The sequence below is a fragment of the Paraburkholderia guartelaensis genome (genome assembly GCF_004353905.1).
GTDB classification, from domain to species: Bacteria; Pseudomonadota; Gammaproteobacteria; order Burkholderiales; family Burkholderiaceae; genus Paraburkholderia; species Paraburkholderia guartelaensis.
Map to the genome: position 1 here is coordinate 1 of NZ_SMOD01000028.1, position 16223 is coordinate 16223.

Consider the following 16223-nt stretch of genomic DNA (forward strand, 5'->3'; position numbering starts at 1 on the left):
CGCGTGTTGTGCCTGAAACAACACAACCCCAATTCAGCAACACCTCTTTACGCTTCTTCCCGATTGGCTGTGGCGCCAGGTCCAAAAGACCCGATGCGACGCAGCAACCCGTCATGCCTGATGACCATAGCGAGCTGGTCCCACCCCTTCCCATCCCGAACAGGACCGTGAAACAGCTCCACGCCGATGATAGTGCGGATTGCCCGTGTGAAAGTAGGTAATCGTCAGGCTCCTTATGCAGTACGTCCAGAACCCCGGTGTCTCCGAAAGAGCACCGGGGTTCTGGCGTTTACGCTTCAGAAAGAACGATCATTTTCTGCGGCCTGATTTATTCGCGGTCGATAGCGAAAATCTCCAAATCGGTTTAAATAGCATTTCGTGCATGCGTCAATACGCCTCAGAAATCGCGCAAATAAAAATCTAATTCGCATTAAATTGCAGCTTTCCTAAAGTTTCTCCCTATTCCGGCCGATACACGCGTGTGTAGTCATTAACTACAAACTAAAGATCACACGCTACACCAATAAAAACCGGGGAGCTTCTGCGCATGCGCTCGCGTGCGGGAAGCGAGAAACATGCACGACCGATGGAATGACTTGCGCGCGCAGCGACGCACTGCGCCCTCTATCTCCGCCGCAACGACGCTTGCGGGGACGCCCTGCGTGCTCAGCGTGCACGCCGCCGCCGTCTGGCTCCGCATCTCGCCGATCTCCCTTGTCCAGCCGTTTCTGTCCTGACAACAAGGAGAATTCATGAAGTCGTCCAAAACGTGGGGTGCGGTTCTCGCCGCCGCCACCATCGCGGCCCTTAGCGGTTGCGCGACGGAATCGTCGCGTTCGCTGCCCGTGCCGCCTGTCACCAGCGCGCAGCGCCCGCCCGTCGGCAAGCCGGTGCAGATCGCAGTCGGCAAGTTCGACAATCGCTCGAGCTACATGCGCGGCATCTTCTCCGACGGCATCGACCGGCTCGGCGGGCAGGCCAAGACCATCCTGATCACGTCGATGCAGCAAAGCGGCCGCTTCAGCGTGCTCGATCGCGACAACCTCGACGAGATCCGCCAGGAAGCGGGCTTTACCAAGAAAGCCCAGGCGATCAAGGGCGCCAACTATGTCATTACCGGCGACGTCACTGAGTTCGGTCGCAAGGAAGTCGGCGATCACCAACTGTTCGGCATTCTCGGCAGCGGCAAGAACCAGATCGCCTACGCGAAGGTGAGCATCAACGTTGTCGACACCACGACTTCGGAAGTCGTCGCATCGGCGCAGGGCGCGGGCGAGTACAGCCTTTCGAACCGCGAGATCATCGGCTTTGGCGGCACCGCGAGCTACGACTCGACGCTCAATGGCAAGGTGCTCGAGCTCGCGATCCAGGAAGCAGTCAACCATCTGGCCGACCAGGTCGACGCCGGCGCGCTGCGCGCCGCGCACTGACCGCCCACGTCGTCCGCGCTTCACGCTGAATCAGAACAACTACTCATACGGGGTTTTCATGAAATACATCGGCACGCTTCGGGGACTCTGCCTGCCCATCACGGCGGCAACGCTGCTGCTCGCAGGCTGCGCGAACACCACGCCGCCGCTCTACCAGTGGAGCGGCTATCAGCCCGAGGTCTACGACTATTTGAAGGGTGAGAAGGCGCCGCAGCAACAGATCGATGCGCTCGAGAAGTCGCTGCAGGAGATCCGTGCGAAGGGCAACACGCCGCCGCCCGGATTCCATGCACAACTGGGCATGCTCTACGCGAACGTCGGCAACGACACGCAAGCCATGCAGGAATTCGATGCCGAGAAGCACCTCTTCCCGGAGTCGTCGACCTATATGGACTTCCTCATGAAGAAACCGAAACAACAATAAGCGAGCGTACCGATATGTCCAGATTTTCCACTCTCAAGCTCTGGCTGGCTCTGTCCGCGCTCGCATTGCTGGCCGCCTGTGCACAGCCGGTCAAGCACGCGGATTACACGGCGTTCAAGAATGCGCGCCCGCGCTCGATCCTCGTACTGCCGCCCGACAATGCGACGACGGATGTGAATGCGTCGAACAGCATGCTCTCCCAGATGACGATGCCGCTCGCCGAGGCGGGCTACTACGTGATTCCGGTCGCGGTCATGGAGGAGACGTTCAAGCAGAATGGACTGACGACGGCAGGCGACATCCAGCAGACCCCGCCGGAGAAGTTGCGCGAGATCTTTGGCGCCGATGCGGTGGTGTACTCGAAGATCACGCAATTCGGGACGCAATACCGTGTGATCGACAGCGCGACGGTGGTGACGGCGACGGCGAAACTCGTCGATCTGAAAACCGGCAAGGTGCTGTGGCAAGGCGCGGCAAGCGCCAGCAGCAACGAAGGCAACAACAGCAGTGGCGGCGGCCTGATTGGCATGCTGGTGGTGGCGGCAATCAAGCAGGTCGCGAATTCGCTGACCGACAAGAGCCACGATATCGCCGGTGTCACGAGCTATCGTCTGTTGCACGCGGGGCCGCCGACGGGCCTGCTCTACGGTCCGCACTCGCCGAAATACGGCACGGACTGACCGGCGCTCGCGTCGCATAAAGAAAAAGCCCGTCACCGGAAGGTGACGGGCTTTTTTCAATCCAGCTCCAGAGAGCGCAGCAATAAATCCGCTTAGCGCTCCAGGAACGGACGCAGCTTGTCCGCGCGGCTCGGGTGCATCAGCTTGCGCATCGCCTTGCTTTCGATCTGGCGGATACGCTCACGCGTCACGTCGAACTGCTTGCCCACTTCTTCGAGCGTGTGGTCCGAAGTCGTGTCGATGCCATAGCGCATGCGCAGCACCTTCGCTTCACGCGGCGAGAGCGCCTTGAGCGCCTCGTCGATCGCAGCGCGCATGTTCGCGTGGATCGCGGCGTCGGCCGGCGAAGCCGAACCTGCGTCCTCGATCATGTCGCCGAGCGTCGCGTCGCCGTCGTCGCCCACCGGGCTTTCGAGCGAGACCGGTTGCTTGGCGATCTTCAGGATGCCGCGCACCTTCTCTTCGGTCATGCCCATACGCGCGGCGAGGTCCGCCGGATGCGCTTCCATGCCCGTTTGCTGCAGGATCTCGCGCGAAATGCGGTTGAGCTTGTTGATCGTTTCGATCATGTGCACCGGCACGCGGATCGTGCGCGCCTGGTCGGCGAGCGCGCGCGTCACGGCCTGACGCACCCACCACGTCGCGTACGTCGAGAACTTCCAGCCGCGGCGATACTCGAACTTGTCCACCGCCTTCATCAGGCCGATGTTGCCTTCCTGGATCAGGTCGAGGAACTGCATGCCGCGGTTCACGTACTTCTTCGCGATCGAAATCACGAGACGCAGGTTGGCCTTGACCATTTCGCCCTTCGCCTGACGCATCTTCGATTCGGCGACGGTCATGCGGCGATTGATCGCCTTGATCTGCTGCAGCGACAGCGATGCAGCCGATTCGATCTCGGCGAGCTTGCGCTGCTCTGCCTGGATAGCCGGCAGGCTGCGCTCGATCGCGGGACCGTACTTGCTCGACGCGGCTGCGGCGCGCACGCCCCAGTCCAGATCGGTCTCGTGGCCCGGGAACTGCTCGACGAAGGCTTCGCGCGGCATGCCGCAGCGATCGACGACGATGGAGAGCACATTACGCTCGATCGCGCGAATCTGCGCGACCTGATCGTGCAGCAGCGAGCACAGGCGGTCGATCGTGCGGGCCGTGAAGCGGATCGGCGCGAGTTCCGTCTGGATGTCGGCGCAGATCTTCATTTCCGAGGCCGAAGCGCGCGCATTGGCGTCCGTCGTGCAGGCCATCTGTTCGAACAGCGTGCGAACGCGCGCGAAGATCGCGAGGCTGTCTGCCTTCAGCTGCGCGAGCAGGGCTTCGTTCGCCTTGCTGTTGTCGGCGTCGCTGTCTTCGTCGTCGCTCGAGTCGTCCGATTCTTCATCGTCGGAGGCTTGTGCGTCGACCTCTTCGCCAGCGTCGGCTTCGGCCGCGGCAGGTTCCTGCGCGGCTTCGTCGCTGCCGATGCCGTCGACGAGCTCGTCGATGCGCATTTCTTCAGCCGCGACGCGGTCGGCGTCGGCAAGGATGGTCGCGACGATCGACGGGCATGCCGCGATCGCCTGGATCATTTCCTGGAGGCCGTCTTCGATGCGCTTGGCCACTTCGATTTCGCCGGCGCGCGTGAGCAGCTCGCTCGAGCCCATTTCGCGCATATACATGCGCACGGGGTCGGTCGTACGGCCGAATTCGGAGTCGACGGTCGAGAGCGCGACTTCGACTTCTTCGTCGGCTTCGTCGTCGGCCTGCTGGTCGGCGCGGGAATCTTCGTTCAGGAGCAGCGTGTCGGCGTCGGGCGCCTGCTCGTACACCTGCACGCCCATGTCATTGAACGTGGCGACAATGGTTTCCAGCGCGGCCGTCTGCGCGAAGTTGTCGGGCAGATGGTCGTTGATGTCGGCGTGGGTCAGATAACCGCGTTCACGGCCGAGCTTGATGAGCGCCCGCATTTGATGCTGGCGCTTTTCGAGTTGCGAGCCTGCGTCGATGGGCGTCGTATCGCCGGTCTTGTCTTTGGACGAGCGGCGTGCGGGGCGGGCAGACGAGGTCAGCGCGTCGTCCCGGTCATGGCTTGTCAATACATTCTCCTCGAAGGGATAGCCCGACAAGGGCAAAAAGGGTCACGCGCCAGCGGCGTGGCGTCCTGGCGATGACGAAATGCAGGGGAGTGGGCGGGTGCGCATGCCGGTCCCGCCAAGCGAGCGCCAAACGTCTGAAGACGTGGCAGCCTGGATTTTCGTGCAATGCAGAAAGACCGCGTATGGTAGTGCGTTACGGCATGCGAGGCAACCCGAATCGTCGTGTTTGCGGCACATTGTCCGCCTTTAGGGTCGTACCGCTCGATAGCGCTCCACCTTACATATTTCCTACATGAGTCCCTTAGACCAATTTTCAAGTGAGAAGTTCACGTTTTTGTCACTCGCCTGGCCTATGGCACGTTGTTATTCCCGGCGAATTCCCCGTTGTCCGATCGCCATGCGTGGCAGCGCTCACGCGCGAATCGCGACAATACGTTGAACGCGTTTGCCGGAGGACCGGTTGACCGCCTCCTCGTTGAGCGCGATGGTCGTGCCCTCGAGCGCGCCGGTGACCAGCGCCGGGTCGAACGCACTATATAGACGTCCCGCCGGATCGCGCGCGCTGTCGCTGTCGGTCACGCGCCAGCTCAGATAGAGCACGCCGCCGGGCGTGAGCAGTTCGACGAGGCGGCGGCAGGCCGGGCCGATCTGCGCGACAGGTAAATGCATGATCACGGTCTCGCAGAGGACGTTGTCAAAGCTCGCCGCGGGCACATCCTCCAGCTCGGGTAACGTGGCGAGACCGAAGGCGTATTGCGGGTGGTCAGCGGCGGCCTTTGCGATCAGACCCTCCGACGCGTCGTATCCCACCGTCGGGTAACCATGCGCGTTCAGCCACGCGACGTCGCGGCCCGACCCGCACCCAATGTCCACCGTCCTTCCCTGGGGCCGGAAATACTGCATGAGACGCGCATAGAGGTCGTCGGGCGCAGGCTGGCTCGCCCATTCGGCTGCATAGCTTGCGGCGCCACTCGTGTACGTCTCGATCGTCATGGAGTCCATATGGGGCTCGCGGTTCCTGTGACAAGAGGAAAGGACGCTTCGAGACTAGCCGATCGACGCGACGACAGGCAGTCGTGTTGCGATACCGGTATGGCCGCTGCCACGCTCGCCTGTGGCAAAGCACGCGACGTACGCAGCGTCAGGGGGGCAATTCGTCGTACTGGGGCAGCGAGTCGGCGATCTCGTACCACGGCGCTTTCGAGCGGACGAAGATATGGCCGGTGGGCCGGATGTCCGGCGGATCGGTCAGCGTGCCGAGCGTAACGTGCACATACGCCCCTTCGCGCACGACTGAATAGAGCAGCGAGCCGCAGCGGCCGCAATGCACGTCGTGGGCGGCCTGCGGATCGCCATAGACCATCGTCTGCCCTTCGCCCTCGGTGAGGCGCAGCGCCTCGCTTTCGATGCCCGCAAACGGTTTGAACGCGGAACCCGTGGCGCGGCGGCACTGCGAGCAGTGGCAATTGAACGCGTAGCTGAATGTATTCGCTACCGCATAGCGCACGGCGCCACAAAGGCACTGGCCGCGCAACGTGGCGGGAGCATTCGTGTGAGTGTGGGCAGTGTCGGCGGTCATGATGGACGCGGTGCTCTGGTGGCAAGTGTTGAACATTGCGAACGGGCGGCTGCGTGTGTGCCCTCACATCATACGTTTGAGTTACCCGCGGCGCAGGAAAACGCAAAGGTCACCACATATGGGGATTTGGCGGCCAGCCATGGCCTCCGCACGGTTTGGGACGCCCCTGTAACCCCGAAATGCGACGCTAATCTCCCATGGGCGGTTACCTTTAGCGCCCTCGCGCACAACGCACCGCCTGGCCCTCCCACCGAATCTACGCGGCCCTCTCCTTCAGTTCCTTCAATCCCTTGATGACGACGAGCAGCGCGCGGCCGTGCTCTTCCGAGCCGTCCCACGCCTCGACGATCGCATTGCGCAGCAATTCGTTATAGGCGGCCGCGTGCCGGCTGGACGGCGGCGCCTTCACACCATAGAAACTGCATAGCTTATTGAATGATGCGCTCCGGCGTACCCGCCGCCCGTTCGACGTGCGAAGACGCGAGACAGTAGGCTGGCTAACCCCGGAAAGCCGCGCAATTTCGCTGGCAGAGCGTGAATCGTCCGATAACCGCCGCAGCAGTTCCTGCACCGGAAAATAAGTATCTGGGGCTTCCATGTCATGCATTATACCTATACAGTAACGGTTATTGAATTGCCCGCCAAAATCGGCGGGCGGCTGCATTCCGAGGAAGTCGATGGCACTAAAACACCTACCGCCCACGTTTTGCTGGTCCCGTATCGGGCCAGAGGCCGGCGTTGATCTCCCCACACTGATCCTGCGTAAGGAGTGGGAGCGGCGGCAGGGCGGCGGGCGCTTCCTGTGGGGCATCGGCCAGTCGCTCGGCAACAGCGCTCAAATCGCCGCGCTGCGCACGGGCTCGCTTCTCGCCCTGTTCTCGCCGGCGGCAAGCCGCCCGCGCGCGATGCAAGACAAGCGCGGCAAGCGTGCCGGCGTGGTCGTCTGGAATGCGTGGGTCGATGCGAGCGGCCAGGTGCGCCAGCTTCCGCAGCACGTGTTCGTCACGAGCAGCGCCACGCTGCCCTCGGGCGCCGCACGCGAGCATCACTACGCGCTCGTGTGCGTCTCGCCAACCGAACTCAGTGTCGGCAGCTCACTGCGCGTGGTTCCGGAGCGGCTGCGTAGCGTGAGCACGGCGAAGCCGCCAGGCCGCTCGCAGGGCACGGTCGTGGTGGATTGCGTCGAGCGCATGGCGGAGGCGGGCGGCAAGAGCCATCCGCTCGTGTTCACGGCGGAGCTGGAGGCGCCGTACTTCGTGCGGCTCACGCAGCCCACGCTCGTCAAGGCGCGCGATCTCGCGGCAATTCACGAGGCGTCGCGCATGGGCGACTTCGACACCTACGCAGATCTCACCAAACGCGTGCGCAGCGCGGCCTGCGCGCAGCAGGCGCGCGGCGTTACGCGCGATCTCTTCGACGTGCCGCCTGCCGAACACACAGCGTCTTCACGGCTTGGCGGCGCAAGAACGCGCCATGTCTCCCGGGCGGGAGACTGGACGCAGCTCACGATGGAACTCTTCCATGGCGATTCACATCCGTTCACAAGAAGCCGAGGCCGCGCAACGCTTTTTTGAGGCGAGCCGCAACGTCGACCGGGCATTTCGCGCTTTGCGTGCCGAGGCTTACGACGACATGGCCGCGCCGCTCGCCTATGGCGCCGCGCAATCACGGCTCGATAACGCGCTCGACGAACTGGCGCGTGCGGAGGCCTTGTTCGATTCGTTGACTGAAGTACAGGCGCGCCAGACCAGGGATCATAAGGATCACTGAGGAACTGGCGCGATGACCCGCGAAGCGGCACGCACCGGCACGGGCCCGACTACGCTGGTCGCCGTCGAGCAAAAGCTGCCGCGCGCGGAGCGTATCGTCGACGATGCGCTTGCCGCCGCTTTTCTGCCGGTCGCGGCGCGAGCGTTTCTGGCCTGCTGCGGCCCGCGTACCGCACGCTGGATGATGCAGGCGACGGAGCGGAAGTATCCCGGCCTCTGGGGCGGCATGCTGTGCCGCAAGCGCTATATCGACGAGGCGCTGCAGGACGCGTCGCCGCATGTAGGGGCGCTCGTCAACCTGGGCGCGGGCTTCGATACGCGTGCTTTCCGGCCAGGGCCTGGCCCGGCACTGCCCGCATGGGAGCTGGACCAGCCCGTGAACATCGAGGCGAAGCGGCGGCGGGTAGCGGCGCGCTTTGGCAGCGTGCCCGTGCATGTCAAACTCGTGCCCATCGACTTCGAGCGCGAGCCCATCGCGGCGGCGCTTGCGAAGCAGGGCTATGAGCGCACGCGGCGCACGTTTTTCATCTGGGAAGGCGTCACGCAGTATCTCGACGAGGCGAGCGTGCGCGCGACACTCGAATTTCTTTCGACTGCCGCGCCGGGCAGCCGGCTCGCGCTGACCTACGTGCGCCACGACTTTCTCGAAGGCCGCGAGCTTTTCGGCGCGCCTGCCATGTATCGGCGCTTCGTGGAGCAGCAGCGGATCTGGCGCTTCGGCCTCGATCCGCAGGCGCTGTCCGCTTTTCTCGCGCCCTACGGCTGGCGCGTGCTCGACCATCCCGAACCCGAAGCATTCGAACGGCGCTATATCGCGCCCACGGGCCGCTTGCTGACCTGCATGCCGATGGAGCGCTGCGTGCTCGCGCAACGCGTAGCGCCCAGCGGACCCTGATCGTGCCGCAAAGGCGAGTTCTCGTGAACTCAGCCTTTCTCCCCTTCCACCGGCAACTCCAGCACGGCTGCCACGAGCGGCCAGCGCTTCGCGGCCGCCTGCCAGGCGTCTTCGGCTTGTACGTCGAGATAGCGGTCGCGGTCCACGCCCTCGACGAGGCGCGCGAGCGCGTCGATATCGCTCGGTAGCGCGGGACCACTGCGCGAACGCCGGCCGGACCCCCACAAGCGCATCGCCATTACTTGCCCTCCACCCACACGCCGTCCGGCGTATGGATCACATAGCCGGTTGGCGTCGTCATCGTCACCGTGCCTTCGTTTTCGCCGACCATGCGTGTCTGCGGCAGGTTGTTCGCATACTGCGCGAGCGGCGGCGCGCCGGTGGCGAACGGGCTGTGCGCCACGAGATTCGAAAGCAGTTGGGCGAGCGCGAGATAGCTCGTGGGCGTGTCGATCGTCGTCACGCCGCCGGTGTGCTCGCTGCCGGCCGGCAGACCCACCACCTTCACGCCCACCGGCACGTGGACGATGTTCGGCGTGGGGATCTCGCGCATGCCGGCAATCTGGTTCTCTTCGCCCTGCAGCGCAGCGCCGTGTTCGGGTACGAAAACGATCACGGCCTTGCGGCCCGACTGCGCGACGAGATCGATCAGCTTGTCGACGTCTCCGAGCAGCCGTTGCAGGCGAATCGGGTAGGACTGCAGGCTCGTGAGCTTGTCGTTCGGCGCAGGCAGCCGGTTGCCGTCGTGCATCGAGACCGTGTTGTAGTAGAGCGCGACTGGGCCGCCGCCAGCGGCAATGCGCTGCTTGTACCAGCGCGAAAGCACGTCGTAGTCGTCGGCCAGCGCGGAACCGTCGAACTCCTTCATGAACTCCGGGAAGCCTTCGTTCGCGGGGATCGTCACGCCCGGCACGCCGATTTCGTTGATCACCGTGCTGCGGAAATTGTCGAAGCGGCCGTTATGGTTGAGCAGCGCGTTCGGCTTGTAGCCGGCCTGCGCGAGCTGCACGAACAGGTGGCACTCGGGCGGCGCGGGGTCGTAGAGCGCCTTGTGCGGCTCCTGCCCGCAGCTCGCGCGCAGCACGCGGATCGCAGCGGGCCCGCTATAGCTGGCGCCCGAGCTGAAGTTATGGAAGATGTAGTCGAAGCGCGAGAAGAGCGGGTTGTTGCGCATCTTCACGACATCCATGTCGTTCCACGAGAGCGAGCAGATGTGCACCATGATGATGTCGAACTGCGCGTTCGCATCGGTGGTGAGCGGCGTGAAACTGACATGCCGACCTTCCTCGTTGGCCCGGAACGCCGCGAGCTGCTGGTCGTAGCTGCCCGACTGCTCGTCGCGCTTCTTGCCGGTGCCGCCGTCCTCGTCGCCGTTGCTCGCAAGCGAAGCATTGGCGGTGGCGTTTGCCACGAACGAGCCCACGCCCTGCCAGACCGGCATGACGACGAGCGCGATCAGCACGAGCGTCGTCATGCGCACCCAGCGATTGATGAGGAAGTAGAGCAGCACGGCGATCACTGCCGTCACGAGCATCGAAAGTGAAATCACGCGTCGCGTGAGTTCGAACATGTACGAGGGCGTGAAGGTGAGGAGCACGGGGATCTGCGAGATCGCCCGGCCGATGTCGGGCATGCTCGACTCGTGGTACGCAATGGAGATGCCCACGATCACGGCGATCACATCGCGCGCGATACGCAGCCACCGCTTGTGCAGCGGCACGAGCAGCAGGACGACGAAGGCGAAGTTCATCCACCACTCAGGCTTGAGCGTGCCGACCGAGTAGAGGTACAGCTTGGCGAGGAAGTAGAGATTCCAGAGACCCATAGTGTTTCGCGTTCCAGGGGGTAGCGGCTGTTCCGGTTATCAGGGCTGGCGGACCTGTCCGGCCCGGCGTCGCGTGAAGAAGTTTTCCAGCGCGTCGAAGAACGCGTCGATGAGGCGCATGTAGCCTTGCCAGCTCAACTCGATCAGCTGAATGAGGCCGTGCAGCGGCGCGTCGGAGGGCGGCACGTCCTCCCATTCGAGCCAGGCATCGGCACGGCCGAACGTGCATTCCACGAGTTTGCGTTCCGTCTCCACCGTCATGCCGACGAAGCGCACGCCGAGGCGCCGGTCGGCGAGACGCGCGACCACGGCGGGGAAGTCATGCTCCAGCACGCCGCGCGCGAGCGTCACGTTGATGCGCTCGCCGGGCTCGAGCTTCGCTACGGCGTCGGCGGGCAGCATGAGGCCGAGGCCGCCCATCGAATAGTTCTCGGTCTTGCAGGCGAGCGTGCGGCCGTCGGGCAGCGTGAGCATGGCGGGCACGCGCAGCGGAATGCGGTGCGCCACGCGCACCTGCTTCGCTTCTTTGGCCACGCCGAGCGCGAGCCCGAGAATGGTGAGATTCACGCCGGCCCAGAAGAGGTTCATGAATACGGTGGCGGGCTCCTCGGACCGCCAGATCGTGAGGCGGCCGATGCCGGCGAGCACCGAGCACACGTTGATCGCGAGCAGCACGAGATAGGGCTTGGAGATCGTCCAGTCGAGATACTCGTGCTCGATATGGCCGCCTTTCGAGGTCACGTTGAACTTGCCGAGCTTCGGATTGATGAGCGCCATGGTGGTGGGCAGCACGATGTACCACGCGAGCACGGACTCATACGCTTCGGCCCAGAACGAGTGCCGGTAGCGTCCCTGGATGCGCGAGTTGGCAATCGCGGCAATCACCAGATACGGCACCACGTAAGCGAGGATCACGGGCGCGGGCGTGTTGATGACATGCAGTCCGAAATACAGGTACGCGCCGGGCATTACGAGGAAGATGAGCCGCGGGAAGCCGTAAAAGAAGTGCAGCATGGCGTTGCTGTAGCACATGCGCTGGAAGAACGAGAGCCCCTTGCCGATCCACGGATTGTCGACGCGGAAGATCTGCGTCATGCCGCGTGCCCAGCGAATGCGCTGGCCGATGTGGTCGGCGAGGCTGTCGGTGGCGAGACCCGCCGCCTGCACGGTGCGCAGATAGGCCGACGTATAGCCGTGGCGATGCAGCCGCAGTGAGGTGTGGGCATCCTCGGTCACGGTCTCGGTCGCGATGCCGCCAATGTGCTCGAGCGCCGAGCGCTTGATGACCGCGCACGAGCCGCAGAAGAACGTGGCGTCCCAGAAATCGTTGCCGTCCTGGATCAACCCGTAGAACAGGCTGCCTTCATTGGGCACGCGGTGGAACGTGTCGAAGTTGCGCTCGAACGGATCGGGCGAGAAGAAGTGGTGCGGCGTCTGCACCATCGCGCATTTTTTATCGGCGAGAAAGACGCCGATGGTCGTTTGCAGGAAGGAGCGCGTGGGGATGTGGTCGCAGTCGAAAATCGCGATGTACTCGCCCTGCGTGAGCGGCATCGCGTGATTGATGTTGCCGGCCTTCGCATGCGTATGTTCGTCGCGGCGCAGGTAGCCCACGCCCACCTCGCGCGCGAAGTCGCGGAATTCGTCGCGGTCGCCGTCGTCGAGAATGTAGACGCGCAGCTTGTCGCGCGGCCAGTCGATCGAGCTTGCCGCGAACACGGTTGGCCGCACCACCGAAAGCGGCTCGTTGTAGGTCGGAATGTAGAGGTCGACGGTCGGCCAGTCGGCGGGGTCGTCGGGCAGCGGCTGCGGCTTGCGGCGCAGCGGCCAGGCGGTCTGCACGTAGCCGAAGATCAGCACGATCCACGTGTAAAGCTCGGCCGCATAGAGGATGTAGCCGACGATGGCCTCGGCAGGGCTCGAAAGATGCAGCGTTTGCGTGCTGCGCCACCAGACGTAGCGGCCCGTCATGAGGATCGAGAGCATCACCATGAGCATGGTGGCGAGACGTCCCGGCAGGCGGCGCGCGATCATCACCACGACGTACACGAGCAGGAACAGCAGCACCTGGCCGGCAAACGGCAGCGGCGTCGTGCACACGGCGACAGCCGCGATGAACGCGAGCCACAGGAGGCCCTGGCGCAGGTAGGGCACGCTGTCGAGCGCCGCCGAGAGTTTCTCGAGCTGCTGCTCGATACCTTCCCACGGCACGTCGGGCAGGCGGGCGCCGACTGCCGCGCTCGCGCGCGAAGCGCTGCGATAGATGGGTTCGAGCCGTCTGTCGAGCCACGCGCGCAGCGCGAAGCGATGGTGCCCTTGCGGCGCCTTGTGAAGCTTGCGCAGATCGGCGGCAAGACGCTGACGCGCGCGGCGCGGGCGCAGGAAGATCCGCAGAAGCCACGCGCCAGCGGTGCGGTCGCGGCCGATGTTCAGGCGCTGGCGGATGTCCTTGCCGAGCTGCGCGAAGGCGAGCGCGGGCACGTCGCGCTGGCCTGGGCGCGGCGGCCGGAAGAAGGCGCGCAGCAGCCACTGGCCACCCGGCGCGTCGGGCGCGAGATTGAACTCGGGCGCGCTCACGCGGCGCAGCGACAACCAGAACGCCGTCCACAGGGCAGCGATGCGCTCGCGGATCATGGCATGCTCCCGCGCGCAACGTGTTGCGCGAGCAGTTCGTCGGGCGCATCGAGGCTCGCGCCCGAGCTCCAGTGCGAGAGCCACGAGGCGATGCCGTGAAGGTCGTGCGCGGCCTGCGAGCTGGGCGCGCTCAGGCAGAAGTTTTCTCCCGCGGCGAGCGCGGCCGGCACACCGGTGTCCGCATGCACGAGATACGGGAGCATGGCGGCGCCGAGACGTGCGCGCAGCAGCGCAACGACGTCCATGTGCAACTGGCGCGCGGGCACGACCGCATTGGCGACGAACACGCTGCGCTTCTGTGCGCGTACGAGCGCGGCGATCAGGCGCGGCAGCGTCGCGCACGCGGTGGCGCAGGGCGTGAGGACGCCGAGCACGAGGTCGGCGGCATCGATCGCCTGGCGCGCGTGCGCCGATGGCCACGTGCCCGCATCCACGAGCGCGATCGTATGGGCGGGCAGGTCCACGCGGGCGAGCAGTTCGCGCAGCCAGCCGGGGCGCGCGTCGAGTAACGCGCTGGCGTCGTCGTCGCGCGGGTCGCCGGATGCATGGCCATCAGCGAGGCTGCCCCATGGCAGCACGAGCACGCCGTCGTCGCTTTGCAGTGCGGCGCGCGACCAGGCATCGTCGGCGCCAGGCCCGCCCGCCAGATGCGTGACGAGCCCTTCACGCGCGCTCTCGCGCAGCCCGAAGTGGAGCGCCAGCACGTTGCGCGGATCGCATTCCGCGGCGAGCGCAACATGTTCGCGCGCCGCCAGCAGACCGGCGAGCGCCGCAGTGAGGGTGGTGCGGCCCGCACCGCCCACGCTGGAGACGATGGCGATGGTCTTCATCGGCGCGGCCCCGTCTGGCTGAAGCGGCGCTGGCCGCGAATCAGCAGGGCGTCGACCTGCGGCGGGAGCTGGAGCGGGCGCGAGCGCGCAGGGCGCAGCCACATGGGCACGAAGCGCGCGAGACGCAGGCGCCAGCCGATCCAGTAGAGCGGCACGCCGAGTATCAAACCCCAGACGAAGTAACCGAGGAAGACGTTCATGTCGCTCTCCTATGCTTTGAGCGGCAGCGGCGCGCGCTGCGGCGCGGCTCGCGGTTTCGCGTTGTCGGTGCGCGCGGCGGCGTCGAGCGCGGGCAACAGGTCGCCGTTTATGGGAGCGATGTTGTCTGGCACTGCGGGTTCCGGCACTGCGGTTTCTATCGTGGCTGCCGTCGCTGAGCCCGGTGCAATCGCCGAGGCCGCCGCTGGCGGCACGGTCTGGCCGTTGGCCTGCACCGAGACGGCCGCGGGCGCAGCGGGCTGCCCTTCGTTGATCGCGAGCCAGCCCGAATAGTCGGGCGGCGGCGTGGTTTCGATTTCCTCGCCGAGCGTGTCCAGCGTCTCCGTGATTGAGCGGCCGTCGCCGTAGCGCTCCTCGCCCTGGAACAGCTCGGCGAGCGGCCGCTGGAACACGCGCTGGCATACGGCGTCGGCGTCGCTCATGCGGCACGCGAAGAAGAACACGTAGAGGCTGTCGCCGCTCGCTGTCACGATGTCGCCCGCGCGGCGCAGATGGCACGCCTTCAGCGCATCCACGTGCGCGACTTCCGGCATCAGCGCGAGGCGGATCAGCACGCTCGGCAGCTGGATCACGCGGCTGCGCTCCACCGCCGCGCGCACGAGTTCGACGAAGTGCGCCGCGCCCACGTAGCCGCTCTCTTCGCCATGCACCACGGCGGCGAGCGCCGCGCGGTAATCGGCGGGCATGGGCCGCGAATACACCTGGCCCTGCAGACTCTCGACGATGGCCTCGACCTGCGCGAGCGGCGTCTGCCGCGCGATCACGCGGTTCGCGCCGAGGTTGAGCATGAGCGACTCGTAGCGCATGGCCACGGCGTCCTCGCGCACGATGATCTTGAGCGCTTCACCGCACTGCAGGCGCAGCGTGTGCACCTGCTCCGCGAGCGTTTCGAGGTCGCGGTTCACACTGAAATCGAGAATCACCGTGGCCGCGACCGAAGTGCGCGCGGCGGCCACGGCGGACTCGTTGTTATCGACGATCTGCCAGGCCTGCGGGAGCACACGCTCGTGCAACATCGCGTCGCGCGAAACGATCACGCGGCCTTCGTCGGGTGCGAGCAGGCCCGCCTCGCCGATCTCAGTTTCAAAGGTGCCCCCGGAAACCGTGAGCCGGTGATCGGCGGCGGAAAAGCGCAGCGGCACGCTCTGGCTGCCGTGCACGGCATCGCCTGCGCGCCAGAACGCGACTTCCCAGTGGTACTGCCCCTGCACCTGGTGCAATTGCGCGGCGCCCGCGAAGCGCGCCTGGAAGGCGGCCAGCTCGGGATGCTCCTGATCGTCGCCGAGTCCGGGCGGCGCTGCCACTATCAGCACGCCGTAGCGATGCTGCGCGCACCAGCCTGCGAGCTGCGCGCCCTGAGCTGCGAGCGCGGCGGGGTCCTGCCAGTTGAAGAACGCCTCCGCGCCTTCGATGAAGAACTGGCTTTCGGGAGCGGCGCATTGCTCGGCGAGCGCGTTGAGCGCTTCGATCAGCACTTGTGCACCGTCGCGATCCGGGAGCGGGCGCAGCGCGCATACGTTGGCCCACGCATGCGTCGAACCGTTCTTGTCGAGATCGACGCCGTGATCGCGCAGCGTGGCCGCGAGACTCGCGCCGTCGCGCGTGGAAAGGACGGTGGCGGGACCTGTGAGCGCGGCGGCGGCGGTCTGCCAGAAAAGCGCGTCGCGCGCGGGCGAGGCGCTCGCGTAGACCACGTGCACCTGGCCCGCGCCGAGCGAAGCGAGCGAGGCCGGCAGGCCGTCGATCGCAAGCGGCTCGCGGCGCGCGAGCCGCGAGAACAGCGAGCGGCGCGTATCGCGGCCGGCGCCGGCGGGCGCTGCGGGGAGGGTGGCGGGATCGTTCATCGTGTCGCTCGTCTCGCGGATT

General features: G+C 65.4%; 16 protein-coding genes and 1 rRNA gene. 7 read left to right on the plus strand and 10 right to left on the minus strand.

Features of this window, described 5'->3' with window-relative positions; genetic code table 11:
• Positions 1-116 precede the first annotated feature (116 nt).
• From rrf to E1N52_RS29510, 4 genes are all read left to right on the plus strand, one after another.
• Positions 117-230: ribosomal RNA gene (rrf, locus tag E1N52_RS29495) — 5S ribosomal RNA — on the plus strand.
• 522 nt (positions 231-752) lie between these two features.
• Positions 753-1430 carry a CsgG/HfaB family protein gene (locus E1N52_RS29500; protein ID WP_133186485.1) on the plus strand — a complete coding sequence of 226 codons (678 nt, stop codon included), beginning with the start codon at positions 753-755 and terminating at the stop codon, positions 1428-1430.
• Between the two features lie 58 nt (positions 1431-1488).
• Positions 1489-1854, plus strand: coding sequence for a DUF4810 domain-containing protein (locus tag E1N52_RS29505; protein WP_133186487.1), 366 nt, complete (start codon positions 1489-1491; stop codon positions 1852-1854).
• A 14-nt stretch (positions 1855-1868) separates the two neighbouring features.
• Positions 1869-2534, plus strand: a complete 666-nt coding sequence (locus E1N52_RS29510; protein ID WP_133186489.1) for a DUF799 domain-containing protein — start codon at positions 1869-1871, stop codon at positions 2532-2534.
• Between the two features lie 92 nt (positions 2535-2626).
• Here the strand turns inward: E1N52_RS29510 and rpoD are convergent, their stop codons facing one another.
• The 4 genes from rpoD to E1N52_RS29530 form a co-directional block, all read right to left on the minus strand.
• On the minus strand, positions 2627-4606 hold the full coding sequence (rpoD, locus tag E1N52_RS29515) for an RNA polymerase sigma factor RpoD (RefSeq protein WP_133186491.1): 1980 nt from the start codon (positions 4604-4606) through the stop codon (positions 2627-2629).
• 411 nt (positions 4607-5017) lie between these two features.
• Entirely contained in the window at positions 5018-5608 is a 591-nt protein-coding gene (locus E1N52_RS29520; protein WP_133186493.1) for a class I SAM-dependent methyltransferase, read from the minus strand.
• A gap of 139 nt (positions 5609-5747) precedes the next feature.
• Positions 5748-6185, minus strand: a complete 438-nt coding sequence (locus E1N52_RS29525) for a GFA family protein (RefSeq protein WP_133186495.1) — start codon at positions 6183-6185, stop codon at positions 5748-5750.
• Between the two features lie 256 nt (positions 6186-6441).
• Entirely contained in the window at positions 6442-6783 is a 342-nt protein-coding gene (locus tag E1N52_RS29530) for a helix-turn-helix domain-containing protein (RefSeq protein WP_133186497.1), read from the minus strand.
• Between the two features lie 79 nt (positions 6784-6862).
• Between E1N52_RS29530 and E1N52_RS29535 the strand changes: the two genes are divergently transcribed.
• From E1N52_RS29535 to E1N52_RS29545, 3 genes are read left to right on the plus strand one after another with little or no spacing between them, the layout of a single operon-like run.
• On the plus strand, positions 6863-7759 hold the full coding sequence (locus E1N52_RS29535; protein WP_246089261.1) for a hypothetical protein: 897 nt from the start codon (positions 6863-6865) through the stop codon (positions 7757-7759).
• A complete protein-coding gene (locus E1N52_RS29540; RefSeq protein ID WP_133186499.1) occupies positions 7707-7955 on the plus strand; it encodes a hypothetical protein in 249 nt (82 codons plus the stop codon). Before E1N52_RS29535 ends, E1N52_RS29540 begins: the two co-directional genes overlap by 53 nt.
• Before the next feature lie 12 nt (positions 7956-7967).
• Positions 7968-8849 (plus strand): SAM-dependent methyltransferase, encoded by an 882-nt coding sequence (locus tag E1N52_RS29545; RefSeq protein WP_133186501.1) that lies wholly within the window; start codon positions 7968-7970, stop codon positions 8847-8849.
• 29 nt (positions 8850-8878) lie between these two features.
• Here E1N52_RS29545 and bcsR read toward each other — a convergent pair whose 3' ends face one another.
• From bcsR to bcsE, 6 genes are read right to left on the minus strand one after another with little or no spacing between them, the layout of a single operon-like run.
• A complete protein-coding gene (gene bcsR / locus E1N52_RS29550; protein ID WP_246089262.1) occupies positions 8879-9088 on the minus strand; it encodes a BcsR/BcsP family cellulose biosynthesis protein in 210 nt (69 codons plus the stop codon).
• Positions 9088-10674: a cellulose biosynthesis protein BcsG gene (bcsG, locus tag E1N52_RS29555; protein ID WP_133186503.1), complete on the minus strand. Its 1587-nt coding sequence runs from the start codon at positions 10672-10674 to the stop codon at positions 9088-9090. The genes bcsR and bcsG overlap by 1 nt, the downstream gene beginning before the upstream one ends.
• 39 nt (positions 10675-10713) lie before the next feature.
• Entirely contained in the window at positions 10714-13308 is a 2595-nt protein-coding gene (gene bcsA, locus E1N52_RS29560; protein ID WP_133186505.1) for a UDP-forming cellulose synthase catalytic subunit, read from the minus strand.
• A complete protein-coding gene (gene bcsQ, locus E1N52_RS29565; RefSeq protein WP_133186507.1) occupies positions 13305-14138 on the minus strand; it encodes a cellulose biosynthesis protein BcsQ in 834 nt (277 codons plus the stop codon). The genes bcsA and bcsQ overlap by 4 nt, the downstream gene beginning before the upstream one ends.
• The gene (locus tag E1N52_RS29570; RefSeq protein ID WP_133186509.1) at positions 14135-14338 is read right to left on the minus strand and encodes a hypothetical protein; all 204 of its coding nucleotides are present in this window, start codon (positions 14336-14338) and stop codon (positions 14135-14137) included. The genes bcsQ and E1N52_RS29570 overlap by 4 nt, the downstream gene beginning before the upstream one ends.
• 9 nt (positions 14339-14347) lie before the next feature.
• Positions 14348-16201, minus strand: a complete 1854-nt coding sequence (gene bcsE / locus E1N52_RS29575) for a cellulose biosynthesis protein BcsE (RefSeq protein ID WP_133186511.1) — start codon at positions 16199-16201, stop codon at positions 14348-14350.
• Positions 16202-16223 lie beyond the last annotated feature (22 nt).

Excerpts from the sequence above, each read along its gene's own strand:
- E1N52_RS29500 (WP_133186485.1), top strand. The coding sequence starts at position 753 with ATGAAGTCGTCCAAAACGTGGGGTGCGGTTCTCGCCGCCGCCACCATC.
- E1N52_RS29505 (WP_133186487.1), top strand. The coding sequence starts at position 1,489 with ATGAAATACATCGGCACGCTTCGGGGACTCTGCCTGCCCATCACGGCG.
- E1N52_RS29510 (WP_133186489.1), top strand. The coding sequence starts at position 1,869 with ATGTCCAGATTTTCCACTCTCAAGCTCTGGCTGGCTCTGTCCGCGCTC.
- E1N52_RS29520 (WP_133186493.1), bottom strand. The coding sequence starts at position 5,608 with ATGGACTCCATGACGATCGAGACGTACACGAGTGGCGCCGCAAGCTAT.
- E1N52_RS29525 (WP_133186495.1), bottom strand. The coding sequence starts at position 6,185 with ATGACCGCCGACACTGCCCACACTCACACGAATGCTCCCGCCACGTTG.
- E1N52_RS29530 (WP_133186497.1), bottom strand. The coding sequence starts at position 6,783 with ATGGAAGCCCCAGATACTTATTTTCCGGTGCAGGAACTGCTGCGGCGG.
- E1N52_RS29535 (WP_246089261.1), top strand. The coding sequence starts at position 6,863 with ATGGCACTAAAACACCTACCGCCCACGTTTTGCTGGTCCCGTATCGGG.
- E1N52_RS29540 (WP_133186499.1), top strand. The coding sequence starts at position 7,707 with ATGGCGATTCACATCCGTTCACAAGAAGCCGAGGCCGCGCAACGCTTT.
- E1N52_RS29545 (WP_133186501.1), top strand. The coding sequence starts at position 7,968 with ATGACCCGCGAAGCGGCACGCACCGGCACGGGCCCGACTACGCTGGTC.
- bcsR (WP_246089262.1), bottom strand. The coding sequence starts at position 9,088 with ATGGCGATGCGCTTGTGGGGGTCCGGCCGGCGTTCGCGCAGTGGTCCC.
- bcsG (WP_133186503.1), bottom strand. The coding sequence starts at position 10,674 with ATGGGTCTCTGGAATCTCTACTTCCTCGCCAAGCTGTACCTCTACTCG.
- bcsA (WP_133186505.1), bottom strand. The coding sequence starts at position 13,308 with ATGATCCGCGAGCGCATCGCTGCCCTGTGGACGGCGTTCTGGTTGTCG.
- bcsQ (WP_133186507.1), bottom strand. The coding sequence starts at position 14,138 with ATGAAGACCATCGCCATCGTCTCCAGCGTGGGCGGTGCGGGCCGCACC.
- E1N52_RS29570 (WP_133186509.1), bottom strand. The coding sequence starts at position 14,338 with ATGAACGTCTTCCTCGGTTACTTCGTCTGGGGTTTGATACTCGGCGTG.
- bcsE (WP_133186511.1), bottom strand. The coding sequence starts at position 16,201 with ATGAACGATCCCGCCACCCTCCCCGCAGCGCCCGCCGGCGCCGGCCGC.